General features: G+C 62.3%; 14 protein-coding genes. 12 read left to right on the plus strand and 2 right to left on the minus strand.

What is annotated here, in order from left to right:
• Window positions 1–68: 68 nt before the first annotated feature.
• The 3 genes from H146_RS0107845 (at window position 69) to H146_RS0107860 (ending at window position 2,571) form a co-directional block, all read left to right on the plus strand.
• Window positions 69–1,421, plus strand: coding sequence for a magnesium transporter (locus H146_RS0107845; protein WP_019951329.1), 1,353 nt, complete (start codon window positions 69–71; stop codon window positions 1,419–1,421).
• A gap of 206 nt (window positions 1,422–1,627) precedes the next feature.
• Entirely contained in the window at window positions 1,628–2,056 is a 429-nt protein-coding gene (locus tag H146_RS0107855) for a hypothetical protein (protein WP_019951331.1), read from the plus strand.
• 5 nt (window positions 2,057–2,061) lie between these two features.
• Window positions 2,062–2,571 carry an RES family NAD+ phosphorylase gene (locus tag H146_RS0107860; protein ID WP_245558704.1) on the plus strand — a complete coding sequence of 170 codons (510 nt, stop codon included), beginning with the start codon at window positions 2,062–2,064 and terminating at the stop codon, window positions 2,569–2,571.
• A 54-nt stretch (window positions 2,572–2,625) separates the two neighbouring features.
• Here the strand turns inward: H146_RS0107860 and H146_RS0107865 are convergent, their stop codons facing one another.
• A complete protein-coding gene (locus H146_RS0107865) occupies window positions 2,626–4,023 on the minus strand; it encodes an O-antigen ligase family protein (RefSeq protein WP_019951333.1) in 1,398 nt (465 codons plus the stop codon).
• Window positions 4,024–4,250: 227 nt separating this feature from the next.
• On the opposite strand from H146_RS0107865, the gene glyA reads away from it, so the two are divergent.
• The 5 genes from glyA to H146_RS0107890 all read left to right on the plus strand — a co-directional run bounded on the left by glyA (window position 4,251) and on the right by H146_RS0107890 (window position 12,181).
• Window positions 4,251–5,519: a serine hydroxymethyltransferase gene (gene glyA / locus H146_RS0107870; protein ID WP_019951334.1), complete on the plus strand. Its 1,269-nt coding sequence runs from the start codon at window positions 4,251–4,253 to the stop codon at window positions 5,517–5,519.
• 217 nt (window positions 5,520–5,736) lie between these two features.
• Complete coding sequence (locus tag H146_RS0107875; RefSeq protein WP_019951335.1) at window positions 5,737–7,119, plus strand: undecaprenyl-phosphate glucose phosphotransferase; 1,383 nt, start codon at window positions 5,737–5,739, stop codon at window positions 7,117–7,119.
• Between the two features lie 212 nt (window positions 7,120–7,331).
• Window positions 7,332–9,002, plus strand: a complete 1,671-nt coding sequence (locus H146_RS18865) for a type I secretion system permease/ATPase (protein ID WP_019951336.1) — start codon at window positions 7,332–7,334, stop codon at window positions 9,000–9,002.
• A gap of 71 nt (window positions 9,003–9,073) precedes the next feature.
• On the plus strand, window positions 9,074–10,459 hold the full coding sequence (locus H146_RS0107885) for an HlyD family type I secretion periplasmic adaptor subunit (protein ID WP_019951337.1): 1,386 nt from the start codon (window positions 9,074–9,076) through the stop codon (window positions 10,457–10,459).
• Window positions 10,460–10,468: 9 nt separating this feature from the next.
• Window positions 10,469–12,181, plus strand: a complete 1,713-nt coding sequence (locus H146_RS0107890; protein ID WP_019951338.1) for a TolC family protein — start codon at window positions 10,469–10,471, stop codon at window positions 12,179–12,181.
• 15 nt (window positions 12,182–12,196) lie between these two features.
• Here the strand turns inward: H146_RS0107890 and H146_RS0107895 are convergent, their stop codons facing one another.
• Window positions 12,197–13,171: a glycosyltransferase family 2 protein gene (locus tag H146_RS0107895; RefSeq protein WP_425411318.1), complete on the minus strand. Its 975-nt coding sequence runs from the start codon at window positions 13,169–13,171 to the stop codon at window positions 12,197–12,199.
• 60 nt (window positions 13,172–13,231) lie between these two features.
• Between H146_RS0107895 and H146_RS18870 the strand changes: the two genes are divergently transcribed.
• The 4 genes from H146_RS18870 (at window position 13,232) to H146_RS20215 (ending at window position 20,042) form a co-directional block, all read left to right on the plus strand.
• On the plus strand, window positions 13,232–14,182 hold the full coding sequence (locus H146_RS18870) for a glycosyltransferase family 2 protein (protein WP_019951340.1): 951 nt from the start codon (window positions 13,232–13,234) through the stop codon (window positions 14,180–14,182).
• A gap of 82 nt (window positions 14,183–14,264) precedes the next feature.
• Window positions 14,265–15,092, plus strand: a complete 828-nt coding sequence (locus H146_RS0107905; protein ID WP_019951341.1) for an ABC transporter permease — start codon at window positions 14,265–14,267, stop codon at window positions 15,090–15,092.
• Window positions 15,082–16,482 carry an ABC transporter ATP-binding protein gene (locus tag H146_RS0107910; RefSeq protein ID WP_019951342.1) on the plus strand — a complete coding sequence of 467 codons (1,401 nt, stop codon included), beginning with the start codon at window positions 15,082–15,084 and terminating at the stop codon, window positions 16,480–16,482. Before H146_RS0107905 ends, H146_RS0107910 begins: the two co-directional genes overlap by 11 nt.
• Window positions 16,479–20,042 carry a glycoside hydrolase family 99-like domain-containing protein gene (locus H146_RS20215; RefSeq protein WP_051090989.1) on the plus strand — a complete coding sequence of 1,188 codons (3,564 nt, stop codon included), beginning with the start codon at window positions 16,479–16,481 and terminating at the stop codon, window positions 20,040–20,042. The genes H146_RS0107910 and H146_RS20215 overlap by 4 nt, the downstream gene beginning before the upstream one ends.
• The last annotated feature ends 436 nt before the right edge of the window (window positions 20,043–20,478 follow it).

The raw sequence follows: 20,478 nt of genomic DNA on the forward strand, positions 1-20,478 counted from the left end.
GACGCTGAAGGGCGAAAGGCGGTGCTCATCGTAATCGCTGGAAATGAACGACTTAACGGGACAACGCCATGCAGGAAAATGACAACAACGAAAGCGGTATCCCGCTGCTGTACATTCAGGAGCTTGTCGACGAGGGCGACAGCGCTACCCTGAAGACGCTCTTTGCCGAGCTCGATGCCTCGCTCATTGCGCGCACCCTGGAGTCCTTCCCGGAGAAATCCGTCGACGAGCTGTGGAGCTGCGTTGCCGAGGGCGTTGTCGGTGAAGTGCTGGCGGAAGTTGATGAGGACATCCGTCAGCGCTACGTCGAAGCGCTCTCCGCGCAGGAAGTGGAGACGATCGTTCAGGGGCTCGACGCTCAGGAAGTGGCGGAGGTTCTCGAGGTCGCCGACGACGACACCCGAGCCAGGGTGTATGCCAGCCTTGAAGGCGGTATACGCGCTCAGGTCGAAATCCTTCACGCCTACGAAGACGACGTGGTGGGTCGCTACATGGACCCGGACACGGTCAACGTCAAACAGGGGGTGTCGCTGGGCGAGGTGCAGCGCTACATCCGTATCTATCATCTGCTCGACGACGACTCCGAGCAGATCATGGTCACCGACCGGGACAAGCGCCTGCTCGGCACGCTGACGCTGATCGATCTGATCAAGCAGCCGCAGAAGGGGCTGGTCGAGGATTACATGGAGGCGCCCTTCACCCTCAACGACCAGATGAAGATCAGCGACGCCGCCACGCTGTTGCGCTCCCGGGAGCTGCGCTTCGCCCCGGTATGCGACAGCAACGGCCTGCTGGTCGGCCAGTTGGACGCCGCCGACGTGCTGGAGATCACCCGCGACGACGCCGACATGACCCTCAAGCACCTTTCCGGCGTCAGCGACGAGGAGGAGGTGTTTACACCGATCATGCGCAGCGCCAGAAGCCGCGGCCTGTGGCTGGGTATCAACCTGCTGACGGCCTTTCTGGCCGCCTTCGTTATCGGCCGCTTCGAAGCGGTGCTCGATCAGATCGTGGCGCTGGCTATCCTGATGCCGGTGGTGGCCAGCATGGGCGGTATCGCCGGTAGCCAGACCCTGACGGTGGTCATTCGCGGTCTGGCGCTGGGGCAGATCGCCGGCAACAACAAGCGCTGGTTGTACAACAAGGAGCTGTGGGTCGGTACCAGCAATGGCGTGGTGTGGGCGCTGGTGGTCGGCCTGATCTCCTTTTTGTGGTTTGGCAGCGCGCTGATCACCCTGGTGATCACGCTGGCCATTTTTATCAACATGAGCGTTGCCAACCTGGCGGGGGTGCTGATCCCGCTGGTGCTGAAACGGCTGAGGATCGACCCGGCGCTATCCGGCTCCGTCATCCTTACCACCGTGACCGACGTGGTGGGCTTTCTCTCCTTTCTGGGGCTGGCGACGGTGATTATTTTGTGAGCAGCGTGGCCGGGCGTCATTCTCAATGACAGTACCCGGCGTGGCCGGCCTGCTCGGTCAGCCGCCGGCGCATGCTGAAGGTGTAGGCCATGGCGCCTGTCGCCTTGAAGATGAAGGCGATAAAAAGCATGACGGTGCGATCAAGAGTTGTAGTATGATGTATTGATGCTGCATTTTTGACGTATAAGCGTTGCGAGGTGATTCTCATGTCCTCCGAAGCCATCCGCGCCCCCCTGGAGCCGAGTAGCTACCGCGCTCCCGAAAGCTTCGACCGTTTCGTCCAGGACCTGCGGGTCGCGGCACGTCCCGGTGGCCAGCCGATCATCAATCCACGGCTCTTCGCCAGTGCACTGAGCATGGACATACAGGTACTGGCCAATCGGGCGCATGTGCACCGTACGACCATCGCGCGTGCCGAGAGCGCGGAAAAACTGCAGGCGTTTCTGCGCGAGGCGATCCGCATTCTTGCTGCCGCCACGGATATCAATGGCAACTTTCAGGATGCGCTGTTCTGGTTTCGTAACGAGCCCATCAGCACTTTCGACTATCAGACTGCCGAGCAGCTGGTCAGTGAAGGCCGTAGCGAAGACCTGCTGCGTTACATTCGAGCGCTTCGGGCCGGAGTTGTCGGTTGATCGAGGTGCCCGCCTACAGGGGACCGGCCTATCGTGTTCATGATCCTCGCTGGGCGTTTATGCCGACAAGTGGTGCAGGCGCCATGGAGCATGGTGGACGCCTCAACAGGATAGGGGTGTCAGCGCTCTATCTGGCTCTGGATGAAGCGACAGCCCTGGCTGAATACAAGCAGTTATCCGCGCTTGTGCCGCCGGGTTTGATGGTGAGCTACGAGCTGGATATATCCAGAATCGTTGATTTCAGTCAGGGCTATTCCTCTGGCCGGGATTCGCTGTGGCAGGAGCTTTTCTGTGATTGGCGAAAACTCTGGTTCAATCAGAGAGTTGAACCTCCTTCCTGGCTTATCGGCGATATGGTGCTGGCATCAGGCGCCAGGGGAATAATGTTTCCCTCCATGGTACGACCAGAGGGTATTAACCTTGTCCTCTTTACCGATCAGCTTATCGACGAGGACAGGCTCTCTGTTTTCGATCCTGATCACCAGCTTCCTCACGACTCAAGCTCATGGAGATGACAAAGCGCCTTTCATGCTTTTTGCCGGCACTCATGGCGTATTGCTCGGCATTGCTCAATGACAGTACCCGGCGTGGCCGGCCTGCTCGGTCAGCCGCCGGCGCATGCTGAAGGTGTAGGCCATGCCGCCGATGGCGCCGATCACGTAAACCCCGGTGCGATAGTCGATATAGCTCTCGAAGCCGTTGACCACCGCCCAGAAGACGAAGAAAAGTGCCAGAAAGATCATCATGTCGCCGGGCATGTCGCCACGCCGCCAGCTCTGCCAGGCGGCGCGGCCGATGACGGCAATCACACCCAGATAGATCATCACCCCGGCCAGGCCGTTGGCGACGAGCAGCGTTACATAGCTGCTGTGGAAGTGGCGCAGGCCGTACTGTTGCGCAATAGCGCCCAGGGTGGTGTTCTCTATCGGGCTGGTGCTCTGCAAAAGCAGCGGGATATGGCTTTTCGGCCCCCAGCCGAACCAGGGGTGCTCGGCAAAAAGCTGCAGGGCGTAGTGCCAGGCGTGGATGCGAAAGCCGATACTGGAGAAGGGCACGTTCGCCAGGTTGCCGGAGAGTACCTCGGCCATCACATGCTGCTCGGCAAACAGCCGGTCGGCGATCTGACTACCGTAGACCAGCGCTACTAGAATGACGGCCACAAGACTCGGCAGCAGCGCCCACAAAAGGCGTCGCCGCAGGGCCGGGTCGCGCAGCCGGCCGCTCGCCAGCGCCACCAGCAGTCCTGCCAGCGCCAGCGCCACCACGACCGCCATACCCAGCCAGGCGGCGCGCGTCATGGTAATCATCCAGGCCGTCAGCGCCCACAGCGCTACCAGCGCGAAAACGCCGCGCAGCAGCCACTTCTGCCAGCCCTTGTGCTGTCCGCTGGCGCGCAGAAAGCGGTGCGCGAAACAGGCCTGAGCAAGCAGCATAACCCCGGCGCACACGCCGGCGTGCTGCCAGTTCTGAAAGCCCAGGGTGGGGCGTCGGCCGTCGACAATGTAATGCGCCAGCGTCGTCGGCGTCTCGCCGGTCAAAAGCGACCCCATCACCATGCCCAGCAGCAGCGCGCTCAGCGTCCACAGTGCGATGCGCACGCTGCCCGCCATGACCCAGGCGATAGGCAGAATCATGAACACCTTGGTCAAGCCACGCATGCTGTTGACCTGGCCCTCCGCCCAGTCGGGAAACATCGCTATCGCCGCCGGCAGGGTAATCAGCTGCGCGGCCAGCCATAGCCCCAGCAGTATCCACAGCGGGTCGGCGAAGGCGTAGCGGCGCCCCGGCTGGCTGCCCAGCGCAATCAGGTAGACCAGCATCAGCAGCGGCTCGAAGGAGCGCGATACATCCAGACTCAACACCCAGGCGAACATATAAAGCAGCAGTGAAAAGACACCGATGCGGTGGCACCAGCGTGTGGTGTTGCTGTAGTTCCAGGCGGGAAGGGGGGAGAGCGGGGGTGTCATGAATCGGTCTGCCGAAAGATGGGCCGAAGGGCTGTGCAGTGCCGCCGCTGCCAGGGGCAGAAGCGCCACGCAAGCGAGTCTAGCAGGACATGGTATGTGTCGTATTCGCGATAGTCATGGCCGCCTTTCAAGTGAAAGCGATTTCGGCGTTGTGTATCATGGCGAGCAGTTTTACACACCCTTTGGGCTGCGTTTTTCCACCGTGGCCCCGGCAGCGAGGTAGGCTCATGTTCACGCGCGATATGACGATTGCAGGCTATGACGACCAGCTCTGGCAGGCGATGCAGGATGAAAACACCCGCCAGGAAGACCATATCGAGCTGATCGCCTCGGAGAACTACACCAGCCCGCGCGTGCTGATCGCCCAGGGCTCGCAGCTGACCAACAAGTATGCTGAAGGTTACCCCGGCAAGCGTTATTACGGTGGCTGTGAATTTGTTGACGTGGTGGAAGAACTGGCGATCTCCCGCGCCTGTGAGCTGTTTGGCTGCGACTACGCCAACGTTCAGCCGCACTCCGGCTCGCAGGCCAACAGTGCCGTCTTTCAGGCACTGGTCAAGCCGGGCGATACCGTGCTGGGCATGAGCCTCAACGCCGGCGGCCACCTGACCCACGGCGCCAGACCCAACTTCTCCGGCAAGCACTACAACGCCGTGCAGTATGGCCTCGATGAGCAGGGCATGATCGACTACGACGAAGTCGAAAAGCTCGCTCGCGAGCACCAGCCGAAGATGATCATCGCCGGCTTCTCGGCCTACTCGCAGATCATCGACTGGGCGCATTTCCGTCGCATTGCCGATGAGGTGGGCGCCTGGCTGCTGGTCGACATGGCCCACATCGCCGGGCTGGTCGCGGCCGGTGTCTACCCCAGCCCGCTGCCCCATGCCCATGTGGTGACCACCACCACCCACAAGACCCTGCGCGGCCCACGCAGCGGCCTGATCCTCTCCGCCCATGGCGACGCCGATCTGTACAAAAAGCTCAACGCGGCGGTATTCCCCGGCGGCCAGGGCGGCCCGCTGATGCATGCCATCGCCGGCAAGGCGGTGTGCTTCAAGGAGGCCATGGAGCCGGAGTTCAAGAGCTACCAGCAGCAGGTCGTCAAAAACGCTCAGGCGATGGCCGGCGTCTTCATCGAGCGCGGCTACCACGTCGTCTCCGGCGGCACCGAGGACCACCTCTTTCTGCTCTCGCTGGTCAGCCAGGGCCTGACCGGCAAGGACGCCGACGCGGCACTGGGGCGCGCTCACATTACGGTCAACAAGAACGCCGTACCCGGCGACCCGCAGAGCCCCTTCGTCACCTCCGGGCTGCGGATCGGCACCCCGGCGGTGACCACCCGCGGCTTCGGCGAGAGCGAATGCCGCGAGTTGGCCGGCTGGATCAGCGATATTCTCGATGCCATGCAGCAGGGCGACAGCAGCGCCGCCGAAGCGCAGGTGAAAGAGCAGGTCGCGGCGGTGTGCGAGCGCCTGCCGGTCTATCGCGCAGGTTAAGCGCTTTCAAAAGCGGTATGATCAACGGTGGGCACGCCAGCGGGCGGCCCACCGTTTTGTTTTTGGCGCCCGTGCTACAACGCCCGAAAGGCCCCGGCACCCCGGGATGCTATTGTTGAACCCCTTGCCGCAGGCGTATACAGGGGGAGGGCGATGCTTTAATTCGGCTATTGGCAACTGGAGCGCAAACTCACTACCCCATGTTTACCGGCGCATCATGAAAGGCAGAACCCTGCTGGTTACCGAGCGGTTTCCGCTGCACTACTTCGGCCCCCTGTTCGATGCCGTCATGATCTGGCTGTCCGGGATGCTGGCCTCCCGGGTACGCTTTGGCAGCTTCGTCCCCCACGACCGCTATCAGCTGGTGCTGATCATCATTGTGCTGCTGATACTGCTGGTCAACATTGCCAGCCGCGGCTACGTGCGCTGGCGCACCACCTCGCTGGCGACCCTCATCTTCAGGACTACCTGCGTCTGGCTGGTAGTGGGCATCGCCGCCGCCTCGCTGATCTATTTCTTCCAGGCCGCGCCGCGCTACTCGCGGCTGTGGTTCGGCATGACGCTGGCGTTCTCCTTCGTTCTCTGCGTCAGTGCTCGCATTCTGGCCAAGACGCTGCTCTCCTGGCTGCGCCTGCGCGGCATCAACCGGCGCCGGGTGTTTCTGATCGGCCCGGGCATTACCCTGCGCGGCATTACCCGCCACATGCGCGCCGAACAGAGCGCTGGCTTCTCGATCAGCGGCATGCACCGCCTGCACGGTGACCCTACCGCCGAGGAGATGGCCGCCATCAACCGCCGCGTGGCCGAACGCCATGTGCACGAGGTATGGATCTGCATGCCGCTGGCGCTGGGCGGCACGGTCAAGTCGCTGATGCAGTCGCTGCGCCACCAGACCGTCGAGATTCGCTTTTTCCCCGAGTTTTCCGATCTGCCGCTGCTCAACCACCGGGTCAGCCGCATAGTGGGGCTCTATGCCATCGACTTGAGCGTCAGCCCCATGAGTGGTAGTGCGCGGCTGGTCAAGCGCGCCGAGGACCTGATTCTGGGCTCGCTGATCATGCTGCTGTGCCTGCCGCTCTATGCCGCTATCGCTCTGGCAGTCAGGCTCTCATCGCCCGGGCCGGTGCTGTTCAAGCAGTATCGCACCGGTCTCAACGGCAAGCGCTTCAAGGTCTACAAGTTCCGCTCCATGGTGATGCACGACGAACCGCCCGGGCAGGTCACTCAGGCCAGCCGACAGGACGCGCGCTTTACCCGGGTGGGCGCTTTCCTGCGACGCACCTCGCTGGACGAGCTGCCGCAGTTTTTCAACGTCCTGCAGGGGCGCATGTCGATCGTCGGCCCCCGGCCTCATGCGCTGGTGCACAACGACCACTACAAGGAGCTGGTGGAGTCCTACATGCAGCGCCACATGGTCAAGCCCGGCATTACCGGCTGGGCGCAAGTGAAAGGCTATCGGGGGCAGACCGATACGCTGGAGAAGATGCAGGGGCGCGTCGAGCGCGATCTGTGGTACATCGAAAACTGGACGCTGGGGCTCGATCTGTGGGTGATTTTTCGCACCGTCGTGATCGGTTTTTGTAACAAGGACGTTTTTTAGCTGTCCATGTCATGCCCTTGAGAGGGGGCCTGACACACTGTGAATAGCAGTGAAAATCGCCCCCTGGTTCTGGTAGAATTATTGGCCCTGTAATTCGCTCTTACCAACCAATGAGCATCTCCATGGCTTCGAAACAGCAACAGCCCCTCACTGACCTTGGTCAGGCGCTGAAGGCGTGCAGGCGCTCTTTCGCCTCTGTCGGGGCATTCAGCATGTTCATCAATCTTTTGATGCTGGTGCCGCCGCTCTACATGCTGCAGGTCTACGACCGCGTGATCACCTCGCGTAGCGGGGACACGCTTTTTATGTTGACCATGATCGTGGTGTTTCTCTTTCTGGTCATGGGCGGGCTGGAGATCGTCCGCTCACGGATGCTGGTGCGCGTGGGTAACCGACTCGACACCCTGGTCAGCGATCGCCTCTACGGCGCCATGTTCCGCAAGAGCCTGCTCACGCCCGGCAGGCAGACCGCGCAGCCGCTCAACGACCTGACCAGCCTGCGTCAGTTCATGACCGGCAACGGCCTGTTTGCCTTCTTCGATGCCCCCTGGATTCCCATCTATATCGGGGTGCTGTTTCTGTTCAACGTCTGGTTTGGCGTTTTCGCCATCTGCGCCGCCCTGATCCTGCTGTCGCTGGCGATCGCCAACGAATACGCTACCCGCGGCCTGCTGGCGGACGCCAATAACGAGCATATCAAGGCCCAGGAGCTGGCCAACTCCAACCTGCGCAACGCCGAGGTACTGCACGCCATGGGCATCCTGCCCGGCATTCGCAGTCGCTGGCAGGCGCGCCATCGTGAGTTCCTGCTCAAGCAGTCGTGGGCCAGCGATCGCGCCGGTACGCTCTCCAACGTCTCCAAGGTGCTGCGGCTGATGTTCCAGTCGCTGATTCTGGGTCTCGGTGCGCTGCTGGTGCTGCGGGGCGAGGTCTCGCCGGGCATGATGATCGCCGGCTCCATCCTGATGGGCCGTGCGCTGGCGCCCATCGACCAGATGATCGGCGCCTGGAAGGGCTTTGTCAGCGCGCGCAGCGCCCACGGTCGGCTGGAAGCGCTGCTGACGGAGATTCCCGCCGAAAGCGAGCGCATGTCGCTGCCCGCGCCGGAAGGTCGGGTCAGCATCGAAAGCATTGCCGCCGGCCCGCCGGGGGCGCGCATGTCGACCATTCGCGGCATCAACTTCGAGGCCGAAAAGGGCGAGCATATCGGCATCATCGGCCCCAGCGCCTCGGGTAAATCGACCTTCGCCCGCGTACTGCTGGGCATCTGGCCCTCTCAGGTAGGCAAGGTGCGCCTTGACGGCGCCGACATTTCGCAGTGGAACCGCCACGAGCTGGGTCCCTATATCGGCTACCTGCCGCAGGATATCGAGCTCTTCGACGGCACCATCAGCGAGAATATCGCCCGCTTCGGCGAAGTCGATCCGGACAAGGTGGTCGAGGCCGCCAAGCGCGCCGGCGTGCATGAAATGGTCCTGCAGCAGCCCGAGGGCTACGATACCTTTATCTCCGCTTCCAGCGGCGCGCTCTCCGGCGGCCAGCGTCAGCGCGTCGGGCTGGCCCGTGCGCTCTACGGCAATCCGCGGCTGGTAGTGCTCGACGAGCCCAACTCGAATCTCGACGACAGCGGTGAAAAGGCACTGGCACGGGCGATCGAGGCCCTCAAGGCGCAGGGCGTCACCCTCTTCGTGATCTCTCACCGCAACAGTGTGCTCTCCGGCATGGACAAGCTGCTGGTGCTCAAGGATGGCGAGGTCAGCATGTTCGGCCCGCGTGATGAAGTGCTCAGCCGCTTCGCTCGTCAGCGCCAGCCCGACAAGCGCCCCGCCTCGCTCGCCGAGCACAGCCGCAAGGCGGCGTTGGGCAGCAACGGCAACGGTTAATCCAGCACACCTCCCGCAGGATCGATCGGGCTTCATCGCCAGGCGGCGTCGAAGCCCCGGAGTACAAGGTTATGTCAAGTAGTCAGATAGCCCACGGCGGCCAGCAACCGCTGCCAGGCAAAGCGGTGCAGCGCGGCAAGGGCGAGCAGCAAGGCAACCCCGAACTGCCCACCAGCGACCGCAGGGTCAAATGGGCGGGCATTATCATTTTGCTGGTCGCCTTCGGCGGCTTCGGTACCTGGGCGGCGCTGGCTCATCTGTCAGTGGCGGTGGTTGCCAGCGGCACCGTCTCGGTGGAGAGCTTCAAGCGCACCGTGCAGCATCTCGAAGGGGGTATCGTCTCGCAGATCAACGTCGCGGATGGCGACCACGTCGAGGCCGGCGATGTGCTGCTGGTGCTCGACGGCACCCAGTCCCAGTCACAGCTCGATATCTCCCGCTCCAACTGGTTCATCGCCAGTGCCCAGGAGGCGCGGCTGCTGGCCGAGCAGCAGGGTGCCGACAGCGTCACCTTTCCCGACGAGCTGCAGAACATGGCGCAGGATAACCAGCGCCTGAGCCAGATTCTCGATGTCCAGCGCAGCCTGTTTCTTTCCCGGCGCAGCTCACTGCAGGGTGAGATCAGCGCCCTCAATGACCAGATTCAGCAGTTCAATGAACAGATCGACGGCCTGCAACAGACCACCGGCATCAATCAGCAGCGCATCGCTTCGCTCAACGGCGAGATCGACGACTATCAGTCGCTGTTCCGCGAGGGGCTGGGCAACAACCAGCGCATCCGCGAGCTGCAGCGCCAGGTGCTGTCGTTCAAATCCGATAACGCCGACGCGCGCGCGCAGATCGCTCAGCTCAAATCGCGCATCAGCGAAAACCACTCGCGCATCGAAACCCAGCGCCAGAACTACCAGCAGGAGATCGGCGAGCAACTGCGCCAGGCCCAGTCGCAGATATCCGACTCCCGTGAACGCATCGTCGCTCTGCAGGACCAGGTGGGTCGCACCGAAATCACCGCGCCGGTTACCGGTACCGTGGTGGGCTTCGATATCCATACCGTGGGCGCCGTGATCAAGGGGGGGGACCCCATCATGAGCATTGTGCCCGACAACGAGGGTTTCATCGTCGAGGCGCGTATTCCGGCCCAGGATATCGACAATATCTACCCCGGCCAGACCGCCGAGATTCGCTTCAGCGCCTTCAACCAGCGCCGTGCCCCGGTGGTCGAGGGCGTGGTCGACCACGTCAGCGCCGACAGCTTCCAGGATGAGAATACCGGCGCCCGCTACTACCGTGCGCTGCTGCAGGTCTCCGAACAGGGGCGGCAGGAGATGACCGACAATATGCAGCTGCTCTCCGGTATGCCCGCCGAGATAATGATCCGCACCGGTGAAAAGACCCTGTTCGAGTATCTTGCCCAGCCGGTGACCGACATGCTCAATCGCGCCATGCGTCAGGACTGAGGAGGTAGCGTGGCAGAATCGACGAAAATCGCCCGCGGGACCGGCCGGCTGATGCTCAGCGGACTGCTGCTGGCCGCCATGCCCGCCTGGAGTGCCAGCTTTGTTGACAGCGTGGCCGTACAGCGCAGCGACGTGGCGCGCCCGGCCTCGGCGCAGCAGAGTGACGGCCTGCCGGGTTCCGGAGTAGTGCCTGCCGGCAGCACCCGCCGTGGCGACGACCTCCCGGCGATCACCCGCGGCAGCCGGATCAGCCTTGATCTGGACGAGAGTGCTCGGGATATCAGCTTGAGTGCCGATAATAGTGCAGGCCATAGCGGCGAAGCCCGTGTGCCCTCGTTGCCGGCACTGTTTGCGCTGGCGCTGGAGCACGACGCCTCGCTGACCAGCCAGCGCCTGCAGGCCGAGGCGCGCGGCCTTGAAGTGCCGCTGGCCTGGTCGCAGCTCAAGCCGAAGGTCGATGTCAGCGTGCAGCGTAGCTATACTCAGACCGACAACATCTACACTGCCGGCGAGGTGAGCAGCTGTCTCGAAAACCCTGAAACCGGCGAGCCGGTCGGCGGCGAGGACTTCGAGCGTCGCTGTGCCGGTGAATCCACCGACACCGTCAGCCAGATCTCGCTCTCCCAGCCGCTCTTCTCCATGGAGCGTTTTCGCCAGGTGCAGAAGGCCAACCAGCAGCGCGACGCTGCGCAGCTGCAGGTCGCGGTCGGCGAACGCGATCTTGCCCTGCAGACCGCCAAGGCCTGGCTCAGTGCCTTCTATCTCTCCCGCCGGGTCGATCTGCTGGAGAGCAAGCGCGAGTCCCTCGATCTGCAGGTGACTCAGGCGCAGCGCGCCTACGATCTCGGCATCGGCGATCGTATCGATCTGTTGGCTGCCCGGTCCAAGTTCGATACTACCCTGGCCGACATTGCCGCCGCCCGCAACGAGTACGACAACGCCCTCTCCACCCTGGAGCGGCTGACCGGCACCTCGCCGGATTTCAGCAACTTCGCCCTGCGCGACCTGCCCGGCGAGGGCTTCGCAACACCGCCGCCGCTGGAGACGCTGGAGGACTCCATCGTCAACAACGCCGACGTACTGCTCGCCGAGGCGCAGCAGGACGTCGCCCGCGCCGACGTCTCGCTGCGTCAGGCCGGCTACTGGCCGGAAGTAAACCTCAACCTGTCGTACTCCGACCGCAACAGCAACGACCCCTACCGCGCAAGCGAGGATGCCCGCGCCGCTGTTCAGGCCAGCATGAACCTCTATGCCGGCGGCCGCACCAGCACCAGCGTGGAGCAGGGCACCCTGCTGCAGAGCGCTGCCATGGCGGATGTCAGCAACGCCCGCCGCACCGCGCTTGAACAGCTGCGCCAGTACCACCGCAGCATCGGTGGCGACATCACCCGCTTGCAGGCGCTGGCGCAGTCGATCCGTTCCGGCGAGCTCTACCTGGAAGCCGCCGACAGGGGCGCGGCGCTCGGTCTACGCGACCTGGTGGACGTGCTCAACGCCCGCGCCGATCTCTACTCCCAGCGCATTCAGTACGTCGAGTCTTTTCGTCAGCTGCTGCTTGATCGCCTCAACATGCGCGCTGCCACTGGCGAACTGGGCACCGACGATATGCTCGCCGTGATGCAGCAGGTGGGTGCCATCGTCGGCCCGCCAGATGGAGGCGATGCAGGCCTGCCTATGCGCGATGCACAAGCAAGTGGGGAGGATAGAGACACGCGAGGATAACTCGTGCGCTGCAGTTTAACGGCCCGCCTGCCAATAACCCGGCTGCATGGAAAGATGCCGCTTGAGTTTTGTCGGTAGCCACCGCTCGGCGCGCCCTAGCCGATAGCCGAGATACTTGAGCGCGTTGCGCAGCAGGGCGGCGGGAATGCCGCCCGGCTGACGGCGGCGCAAATAGCGTAGTTCCGATACCACAAAGCGCTGGCCTTCTTCCTCGGCGCGGCCGGTCATGTCCAGAATCCAGTGCTCGCGGGTGTGCAGCACACCGATATCGAAATAGCGTCGAAACTCCTCGACCTGTGAATAGTTGTGTGAATGATAGACGCGAGCCTCGGCGCAGTAGGCAAGCTGCCAGCCGGCACGCAGCAGCCTTGCCCCGGCCACCATGTCCTCGCCGAGAATAGCGTTATCGGGAAAACCGCCGGCCTCGACAAGCGCCCGGCGTCGATAGGCCGTAAAGGAGTTGGACAGAAAGGCGGCCTTGATACCCAGCCCGCGCATCTGCTCCGGGCTGACTCGATGGGAGCGCTGCGGATAGTTGAAACAGCGCGCATGGGCGGCCACCGGGGTGGCATCGGTGTGCGGCAACTGACGGCCGTAGGCGGCAGCCAGATCGGGGTCGTCGAACGCCTCGATCAGTCGGGCGAGCGCCTGTGGCTCGGCGGGCAGGGCGTCCTGCGTCATGAAGATCACCACCTCGCAGTCGCTCAGCACCTCCAGCGCCCGGTTGCGCGTTGCGCCGTGATTGAATTCGTGGCGGGCAATGACGATTACCTCGCAGCCCGCTTCGCGGGCAGTGCGGGCGGTATCGTCATCGGAGTCGGAGTCGATCACCAGCAGGCGAAAGCCTGCGGCAGCGCTCACTACTTCGGTCAGTCGTTGCCGCCATAGGGTGCCCGCGTTACAGCTGGGAATACATACCCCGGTGCGTCCGGCGAATTTGGCTGCGAAAGAGCTTTTCATATCGGTGTGTGGTTTACTTTTTACTTCCATTACAGTAGTTGCCAGCGTTAGTGTTTTTTCATGAAGGATGAGCCACTCCCCAGCGGCAGCATGACCACACCGCACCGGTCCGAAGGCGACAGCAGCCATGTTGCCATTCTGATGGCCACCTATCAGGGGGCCGATTATCTCGCCGCCCAGCTCGATTCCATCGAGGCGCAATCCCTTGAACGCTGGACCCTGTGGGTCTCCGACGACGGCTCGCAGGATGGTACCAGAGAGATATTGGCGCACTACCGTCAGCGCTGGGGGGAGCAGCGGCTCAAATGCTTTGATGGCCCCCGCGAGGGGTTCGCCCGCAACTTCATGTCCCTGCTCTGCAACGGCGGCATCCGGGCGGACTACTACGCCTTCGCCGACCAGGACGACATCTGGCTTCCCGGTAAGCTCGAAGATGCTATTGAATGCCTTGCCCGACGGGATGCCGAAACCCCGGCGCTCTACTGTTCCCGAACCCGGCTGGTGAACCAGCAGGGTATCGAAACCGGAATTTCCGCCAGCCTGCGTCGCCCACCGGGCTTCGCTAACGCCCTGGTGCAGAACATCGCCAGCGGCAATACCATGGTTTTCAATCACTGCGCGCGCCAGTTCGCCGCCCGTCATGGTGCCCGGCAGGATATACCGCTACACGATTGGTGGATCTATCTTGTGGTTACCGGCTGTGGTGGCTTTGTGTATTTCAGTGATCAGCCCGGCCTGTTCTATCGTCAGCACGCCGGCAATGCCATCGGCATGCGGCTGGGGCCCGGCACGCTCCCACGCCGTCTGTGTCGTCTCTGGCGCGGCGGGCACTACCTGCAGATCGAGCGCAATCTAAAGGCACTCTCCCTGCTACAGAGCGATCTCACGGTGGACAGCCGCCAGAGGTTCGAAGCCTATCTCTCTTCACGTCGTCGCCATGGTTTTCGAAGGCTGGCCTCCCTGCACGCCTCGGGTGTTTACCGTCAGACCCTGACCGGCCAGCTCGCCATGCTGATCGCCGCAGTTTTCAACAAAACATGAGGTACTGTAGTATCTCAGCCCGCTTTAACTCCGATGGCCCCATACTCTAAAAGACGCCATCGATATCGGCACATGAGGCAGTATGGATAACCACACTTTGCGAGCAGCGGCCCCCTCCGGTGCGATGGAGCTATGGCGCTCGCGCGACCTGATTCAGCGCATGGTGCGTCGTGATATCACCTCGCGTTATCGCGGCTCGGTGCTCGGGCTTGCCTGGTCGATGCTCAACCCGCTCATCATGCTGGGGGTCTACACCTTCGTATTTACCGTGGTGTTTCGCGCGCGCTGGGGCACCGGCGGCGATGCCCAGCACGCCGCCTTTGCCGTTAACCTGTTCGTCGGCATCATCGTTCACGGCGTACTGGCCGAAATGCTCAACCGTGCTCCCGGACTGGTGCTTGCCAACCAGAACTACGTCAAGAAAGTAATCTTTCCACTGCAGGTGCTCCCTCTGGTAACGCTGGGCAGTGCCCTGTTTCATGCTGCCACCAGTCTGGCCGTGCTGGTGGCAGCCGAGTTTCTGATTCTGGGTTACGTGCCGTTTACCGCGCTGCTGTTTCCGCTGGTGCTGGCACCGCTGCTGCTGGTGACGCTGGGTGCGGGCTGGCTGCTGGCTTCACTGGGCGTTTTCCTGCGCGACATCGGCCAGACCATGGGGCTGATTACCACCATGCTGCTGTTCCTCTCGCCGATCTTCTATCCGGCCTCGGCACTGCCGCCGGAGTTCAGGGTCATCATGACCCTGAATCCGCTCACCTTCATTATCGAACAGTCACGGCTGGTCATGATCGAAGGCGTACTGCCCAATTGGTGGGGGCTGCTGCTCTACGCCCTGGCCGCCTGGCTGTTTGCCTGGCTGGGCTTTACATGGTTCCAGAAAACCCGCAAGGGGTTTGCCGATGTCCTCTGATCACCTCACCCCGGCAGAGCAAGGGCAACCTGTCATCTCGCTGCGCCACGTTGCCAAAAGCCACTTTATCTACGCCTCACCGCGCGAACGGCTCAAGCAGTTCATCGTGCCGCGCCTACAGCGCCGGCTGGGACTCGAACCGCGTCGCTACGGCCACGAATTTCGCGCCCTTCAGGATATCTCCTTCGATATCGGTCGCGGCGAGACGGTGGGTATCATCGGCCGTAACGGCTCGGGCAAGTCGACTCTGCTGCAGATCATCTGCGGTACCTTGAGTGCCAGCGGCGGTGAAATTCACACCAGCGGGCGAGTTGCCGCACTGTTGGAATTGGGCGCCGGCTTCGACCCGGAGTTCACCGGTCGCGAGAACGTCTATCTCAATGCCTCCATCCTGGGTCTCTCCCGTGAGGAGACGACCGCTCGCATGGACGACATTCTCGCCTTCGCCGATATCGGCGACTTTATCGACCAGCCGGTCAAGACCTACTCCAGTGGCATGTACGTGCGCCTCGCCTTCGCCGTCATCGCCCACGTCGATGCCGACGTTCTGGTGATCGATGAAGCTCTGGCGGTGGGCGATGCCTTCTTCGTGCAGAAGTGCATGCGTTTTCTGCGCCGCTTCATGAAAACCGGTACCGTACTCTTCGTCAGCCACGACACCTCCGCCGTGCTCAGCCTTTGTCAGCGTGCCATCTGGCTGGAACAGGGCTGCATTGTCGCGGATGACGAGCCCAAAACCGTTACCGACCAGTATTTAAAGGCTTTTTTCGAAGCCCAGCAGGGTACTGGCAGTCGTGTCGAAAGTGGCGAAAGCCGATGCGAAGCGCCGCATGAAGACATGGCGCCGCGCGACATGCGCCAGGACCTGATCAACGCCAGCCCCTGGCGCAACGACATTCAGCTCTTCTCCTTCGACCCGGACGCCGAGCACTTCGGCAAGGGCGGTGCCACCATCGAATCGGTGCGCCTGACGGATCGCCATGGCCATCCGCTGGCCTGGGTGGTGGGGGGCGAGGAAGTGTGCCTTGAAGTCGTCGCCCGCATCGAGGACAACACCTTCCTTGAAAGCCCTATCCTCGGCTTTTATATCAAGGATCGCCTGGGGCAGACCCTGTTCGGTGACAACACCTATCTGAGCTACCATGACGCCCCGCCCAGGGGCGGCCCGGGCGATAGTCTCGACGCCATATTCGGCTTTCGTATGCCGACCTTGCCGCGCGGCGACTACAGCATCAGCGTGGCGATCGCCGAAGGCACCCAGGATGAGCACGTCCAGCACCACTGGATCCACGATGCGCTGATGTTCACGTCCCACTCCAGCAGCGTAACGCACGGCCTTGTCGGGCTGCCGATTCACGATATTCGTCTGAAGGTCAGGACACCAGCATGAGCGATAATAAAACAGATACCCTGCCGACCACCGGCGAGCGCTTTGTCCCCGAGCTGAGCGGTGACATGGCGCCCGAGCATCTTCATCGCTATCTTGTCGCCTGCCGGCACGTCGCCGGTAGAAAAGTGCTGGATATCGCCAGCGGTGAAGGCTATGGCAGTGCCATGCTGGCCGAACAGGCCGCTCATGTCATCGGTGTGGATATCGACGCCGACAGCGTGGCGCACGCGCTGAGACACTATCAGCGCGACAATCTCGAGTTCCGCCAGGGCGACTGCGCCGACATTCCGATACCCGACGCAAGCGTTGATGTGGTGGTCAGTTTCGAAACTATCGAACACCACGATCAACACCGGGAAATGATGGCGGAAATCCGTCGAGTGCTGCGACCCCACGGCCTGCTGGTAATTTCCAGCCCCGACAAGCGCGAATACAGTGACCGCAGCGGCTATCGCAACCCCTTTCATGTACATGAACTCTATCGCGATCAGTTCGAGGCGCTGCTGGGCGATCATTTTGCTCACTACCGTGTTCTTGGCCAGCGCATGATCTACGGCTCCGCACTTGTGGTCTCTTCGGAGAGTACATTCAGCGCCCTTGAAAACGGCGCCTTGCAAGCGCTCGATCGTCCCGTCTATCTGATCGCCCTTGCCAGCGACGTTGAGCTGCCGCCGATTGATGGCACCCTGTTGCTGCACGATATTCATGACAGTAGCGCCCTGCATGACGCTCGCCGCCGAGCGCGAGAGGACCTTCTTGGCAAGGAGAGCGAGATAGACCAGCTGTATCGGCAGCGTAGTGAATCCGAAGAGCGTATTGCCGGCCTTGAAAGCGAGCGGGACGCCCTGTGCGCTCAGCGCCGTGATCTTGAAGCCCACATCGCCGGACAGCAAAGGGAGCTCGAAGACACGCTTGGCGAGCATCGACAGCAGCAGGCCACCCTTGAAGATGAGAGACAGCGGCGTATGGACGCCGAAACACGGCTGGCCTCCTTGTGCGAGGAAAACGCCAGCCTGGGCGAGCAGATCGCTCACACTCAATGGCTGCATCAGGCCTACCTGTTACTGCACAGCCATCTCTATTCCCCGCAGTGGCTGCTGAAACGCCTGCTTAAGCAGCTGCTGCTGTGGCCCCGGCGGCGGCTGCAGGAGCAAGAAGACCGGCGCCGTATCGCCGCATCCGGTCTCTTTGATGCCGATTGGTATCGTCAGCACAATGTCGATATCGAACAGCGTGGTATCGACCCTCTGAGCCACTATCTGCGCCACGGCGGTTTCGAGGGGCGCAGTGCCTCCGAACGATTTGACAGCGCCGACTGGCTGCGTCGTTATCCTCACCTGATCGGTGACCATTATCACCCCCTGCTGCACTACCTCGACGTCCAGCAGGCGCCGAACGGGCAACAACAAGAGCCACACGAATTGCCATCGTCGTCGGCAGTCCGGTCCGATGACGCCGAACGCCAGCCGGCTATCAACGACCGCCTCTTTCAGCAGCTCTTTGCCGATGCCTCCTGCACCAGCAATGCCTTCGCCGAGCTGAGCGAGCATCACCTGCGCGGTGATACCCGTATTCGCGCCATAGCGCTCTATCTGCCGCAGTTCCATCCTATCGAAGAGAACAGCCGCTGGTGGGGCAAGGGCTTCACCGAATGGACCAACGTCACCAAGGCGGTGCCGCAGTTCGTCGGCCACGAACAGCCCAAACTGCCTGCCGAGTTGGGCTTTTACGATCTGCGTCTGCCCGCCGTGCAGGAGCGCCAGGCTGAACTGGCCCACCAGCACGGTATCGAGGCCTTCTGCTTTCACTACTACTGGTTCAGTGGCCGAAAGCGCCTGCTCGAAACCCCCGTCGACAATTACGTTGCCAACCGTAATATCGACTTTCCTTTCTGCATCTGCTGGGCCAACGAAAACTGGACGCGCCGTTGGGACGGCCAGGAGAATGACGTTCTCATGGCCCAGTTGCATCGCCCCGAGGACGATCTCGAATTTATCGAGGACCTTGCTCCGCTGCTGCGTGACCCGCGCTACCTGCGTGTCGACGGCAGGGCAGTGCTACTGGTCTATCGCGTCGATATCATCCCTGATGCCCCCGCCATGACCGATACATGGCGACGTTACTGCCGTGAGCAGGGAATCGGCGAGCTGCATCTGGTCGCCGCCCAGAGCTTCGGTATCGGCGACCCGCGCCCCTATGGTTTCGACGCCGCCATGGAGTTTCCGCCCCATGCTCTTCACGTCGGGCAGATCGAGGATCAACTCGACATCCTCAACCCCGACTACGCCGGCCGTGTTTTCGACTACCGTGAAGTCGTGAGCGCGCAACTGGCGCGTCCTGCCCCCGACTATACCCTCTATCGCGGCCTCTTCCCCGGCTGGGATAACGAAGCGCGCAAGCCCGGTCGTGGCCACGTTTTTCACTACGCCAGCCCCAACGCCTACCGACGCTGGCTGGCCGGCGCCTGCCGGCACGCGGACAGCCTTGGCGGCGACAGCCGCCTTGTCTTTCTCAACGCCTGGAACGAATGGGCCGAGGGCGCTTACCTGGAACCGGATCGCCGCCATGGCTACGCCTCGCTGCAGGCCACCCAGGAAGTGCTGGCACAGTTTCCGCAGCCGCACGCCCTGCCCGTCGCCCTGAGTGAACTGGCTCCCGAGCGCCGCCACGATACCGCTGTGATTCTCCACCTCTACTATCCCGAACTATGGGACGAGATCGCCCCTGCGCTTTCTCATCTGGAGGCTGGTTTTGACCTCTATATCTCGCTGCCTGAACAGGTTGAAGATGAGACGCTGGCGCGCCTGCGTGTCGAGCAGCCCGCCGCTTATCTACTGCCTCTGCCCAATCGCGGGCGCGATGTGGCGCCCTTTATCGAAATTATGCGGCGCCTGCTACCCCTGGGCTACAAGAATGTTTGCAAGGTGCATGCCAAGAAAAGCGTTCACCGTGGTGACGGCGATATCTGGCGTGAAGAGATGTTCGACAGCCTGCTGGGCTCAACGGCACGCGTCGACGCCATCCTCGACGCCTTCGCACAGCATCCCGAAGTGGGACTGATCGGCCCCGCCGGTCACTGGCTGGACTACCAGAGCTTCTGGGGGATTGCCGAGGAGAGCCCCGAGCGTCTCGCCGCGCTACTGATGGCGCTGGGAGACATCAAGGGCGTTCCCGAGCGGCTTGGCTTCTTCGCCGGCTCCATGTTCTGGTGCCGCCCGCAGGCAGTGGCAGGGCTGATTGAAGGGCTTCACTGGCAGGACTTCGAGGCGGAGCTGGGTCAACGGGATGGCGCCCTGGGGCACATCGTCGAGCGCGCTCTTGGTCGCGCCGTCGAGCTGGCCGGCTACAGCGCCACCGACACCCTTCATCTCGACGACCCCAGTGGCATGCCCGCGCCGGCCAACGTCTACCGCTATGCCGTCAACTGCCCGCCAGCGGGAGAGGTGCCGCCTCGTCCGGCCGACATCAGCCGCAGGGGGATGCAGGCCTTGCGCCAGCTGGCGCGTAAAAGCACTCTGGCGCGCCGACTGCATCGCGAAATTCGTGCCCGACTGGACTGAAGGCCAATATAAGGGCGCCTGGCCAATTGCCCAGGGGCGACGTTTTTATTGACCGGGGAAAACGCGTCAGTTTTCGCCCTTTTTCCGGATGGCAATTGTTGTTGCGGCAAGGGGGGGGATCTTGTGCGCGCATATAAAGAACACTGTTCTTTTTTTAAAAGCCAGTATTATCAATGGGGTAGAGAAGGTTGCGGCGTTTTCTGGCGCGCCGGTTCCCCGAAAGCTCTGAAAATAGCGGTTTTTCCCTCTTTGCTTTCCACTGTCTGGCACGGTCTCGGTGCTTGCAAAGCGAAGGTGGAGGCTCTAGCATCCCTGATCAGGTGATGTCAGCCATACGAAATTGATTAGCCGGATAGTGCTGAAACAATTAGTTTGATGTCTCACTCAGGGGGCGTGCTGATCGCTTCATTGCCGCGGGGCAGAGCGCGCAGGCGCT

The sequence above is a fragment of the Kushneria aurantia DSM 21353 genome (assembly GCF_000382245.1).
In the GTDB taxonomy this organism is placed as follows: domain Bacteria; phylum Pseudomonadota; class Gammaproteobacteria; order Pseudomonadales; family Halomonadaceae; genus Kushneria; species Kushneria aurantia.

Bases quoted from the DNA above. Each gene is read 5' to 3' on its own strand.
- H146_RS18870 (WP_019951340.1), top strand. From the start codon at position 13,232: ATGACCACACCGCACCGGTCCGAAGGCGACAGCAGCCATGTTGCCATT.
- H146_RS0107895 (WP_425411318.1), bottom strand. From the start codon at position 13,171: ATGGAAGTAAAAAGTAAACCACACACCGATATGAAAAGCTCTTTCGCA.
- H146_RS0107845 (WP_019951329.1), top strand. From the start codon at position 69: ATGCAGGAAAATGACAACAACGAAAGCGGTATCCCGCTGCTGTACATT.
- H146_RS0107885 (WP_019951337.1), top strand. From the start codon at position 9,074: ATGTCAAGTAGTCAGATAGCCCACGGCGGCCAGCAACCGCTGCCAGGC.
- H146_RS0107910 (WP_019951342.1), top strand. From the start codon at position 15,082: ATGTCCTCTGATCACCTCACCCCGGCAGAGCAAGGGCAACCTGTCATC.
- H146_RS18865 (WP_019951336.1), top strand. From the start codon at position 7,332: ATGTTCATCAATCTTTTGATGCTGGTGCCGCCGCTCTACATGCTGCAG.
- glyA (WP_019951334.1), top strand. From the start codon at position 4,251: ATGTTCACGCGCGATATGACGATTGCAGGCTATGACGACCAGCTCTGG.
- H146_RS0107865 (WP_019951333.1), bottom strand. From the start codon at position 4,023: ATGACACCCCCGCTCTCCCCCCTTCCCGCCTGGAACTACAGCAACACC.
- H146_RS0107855 (WP_019951331.1), top strand. From the start codon at position 1,628: ATGTCCTCCGAAGCCATCCGCGCCCCCCTGGAGCCGAGTAGCTACCGC.
- H146_RS0107905 (WP_019951341.1), top strand. From the start codon at position 14,265: ATGGATAACCACACTTTGCGAGCAGCGGCCCCCTCCGGTGCGATGGAG.
- H146_RS0107875 (WP_019951335.1), top strand. From the start codon at position 5,737: ATGAAAGGCAGAACCCTGCTGGTTACCGAGCGGTTTCCGCTGCACTAC.
- H146_RS20215 (WP_051090989.1), top strand. From the start codon at position 16,479: ATGAGCGATAATAAAACAGATACCCTGCCGACCACCGGCGAGCGCTTT.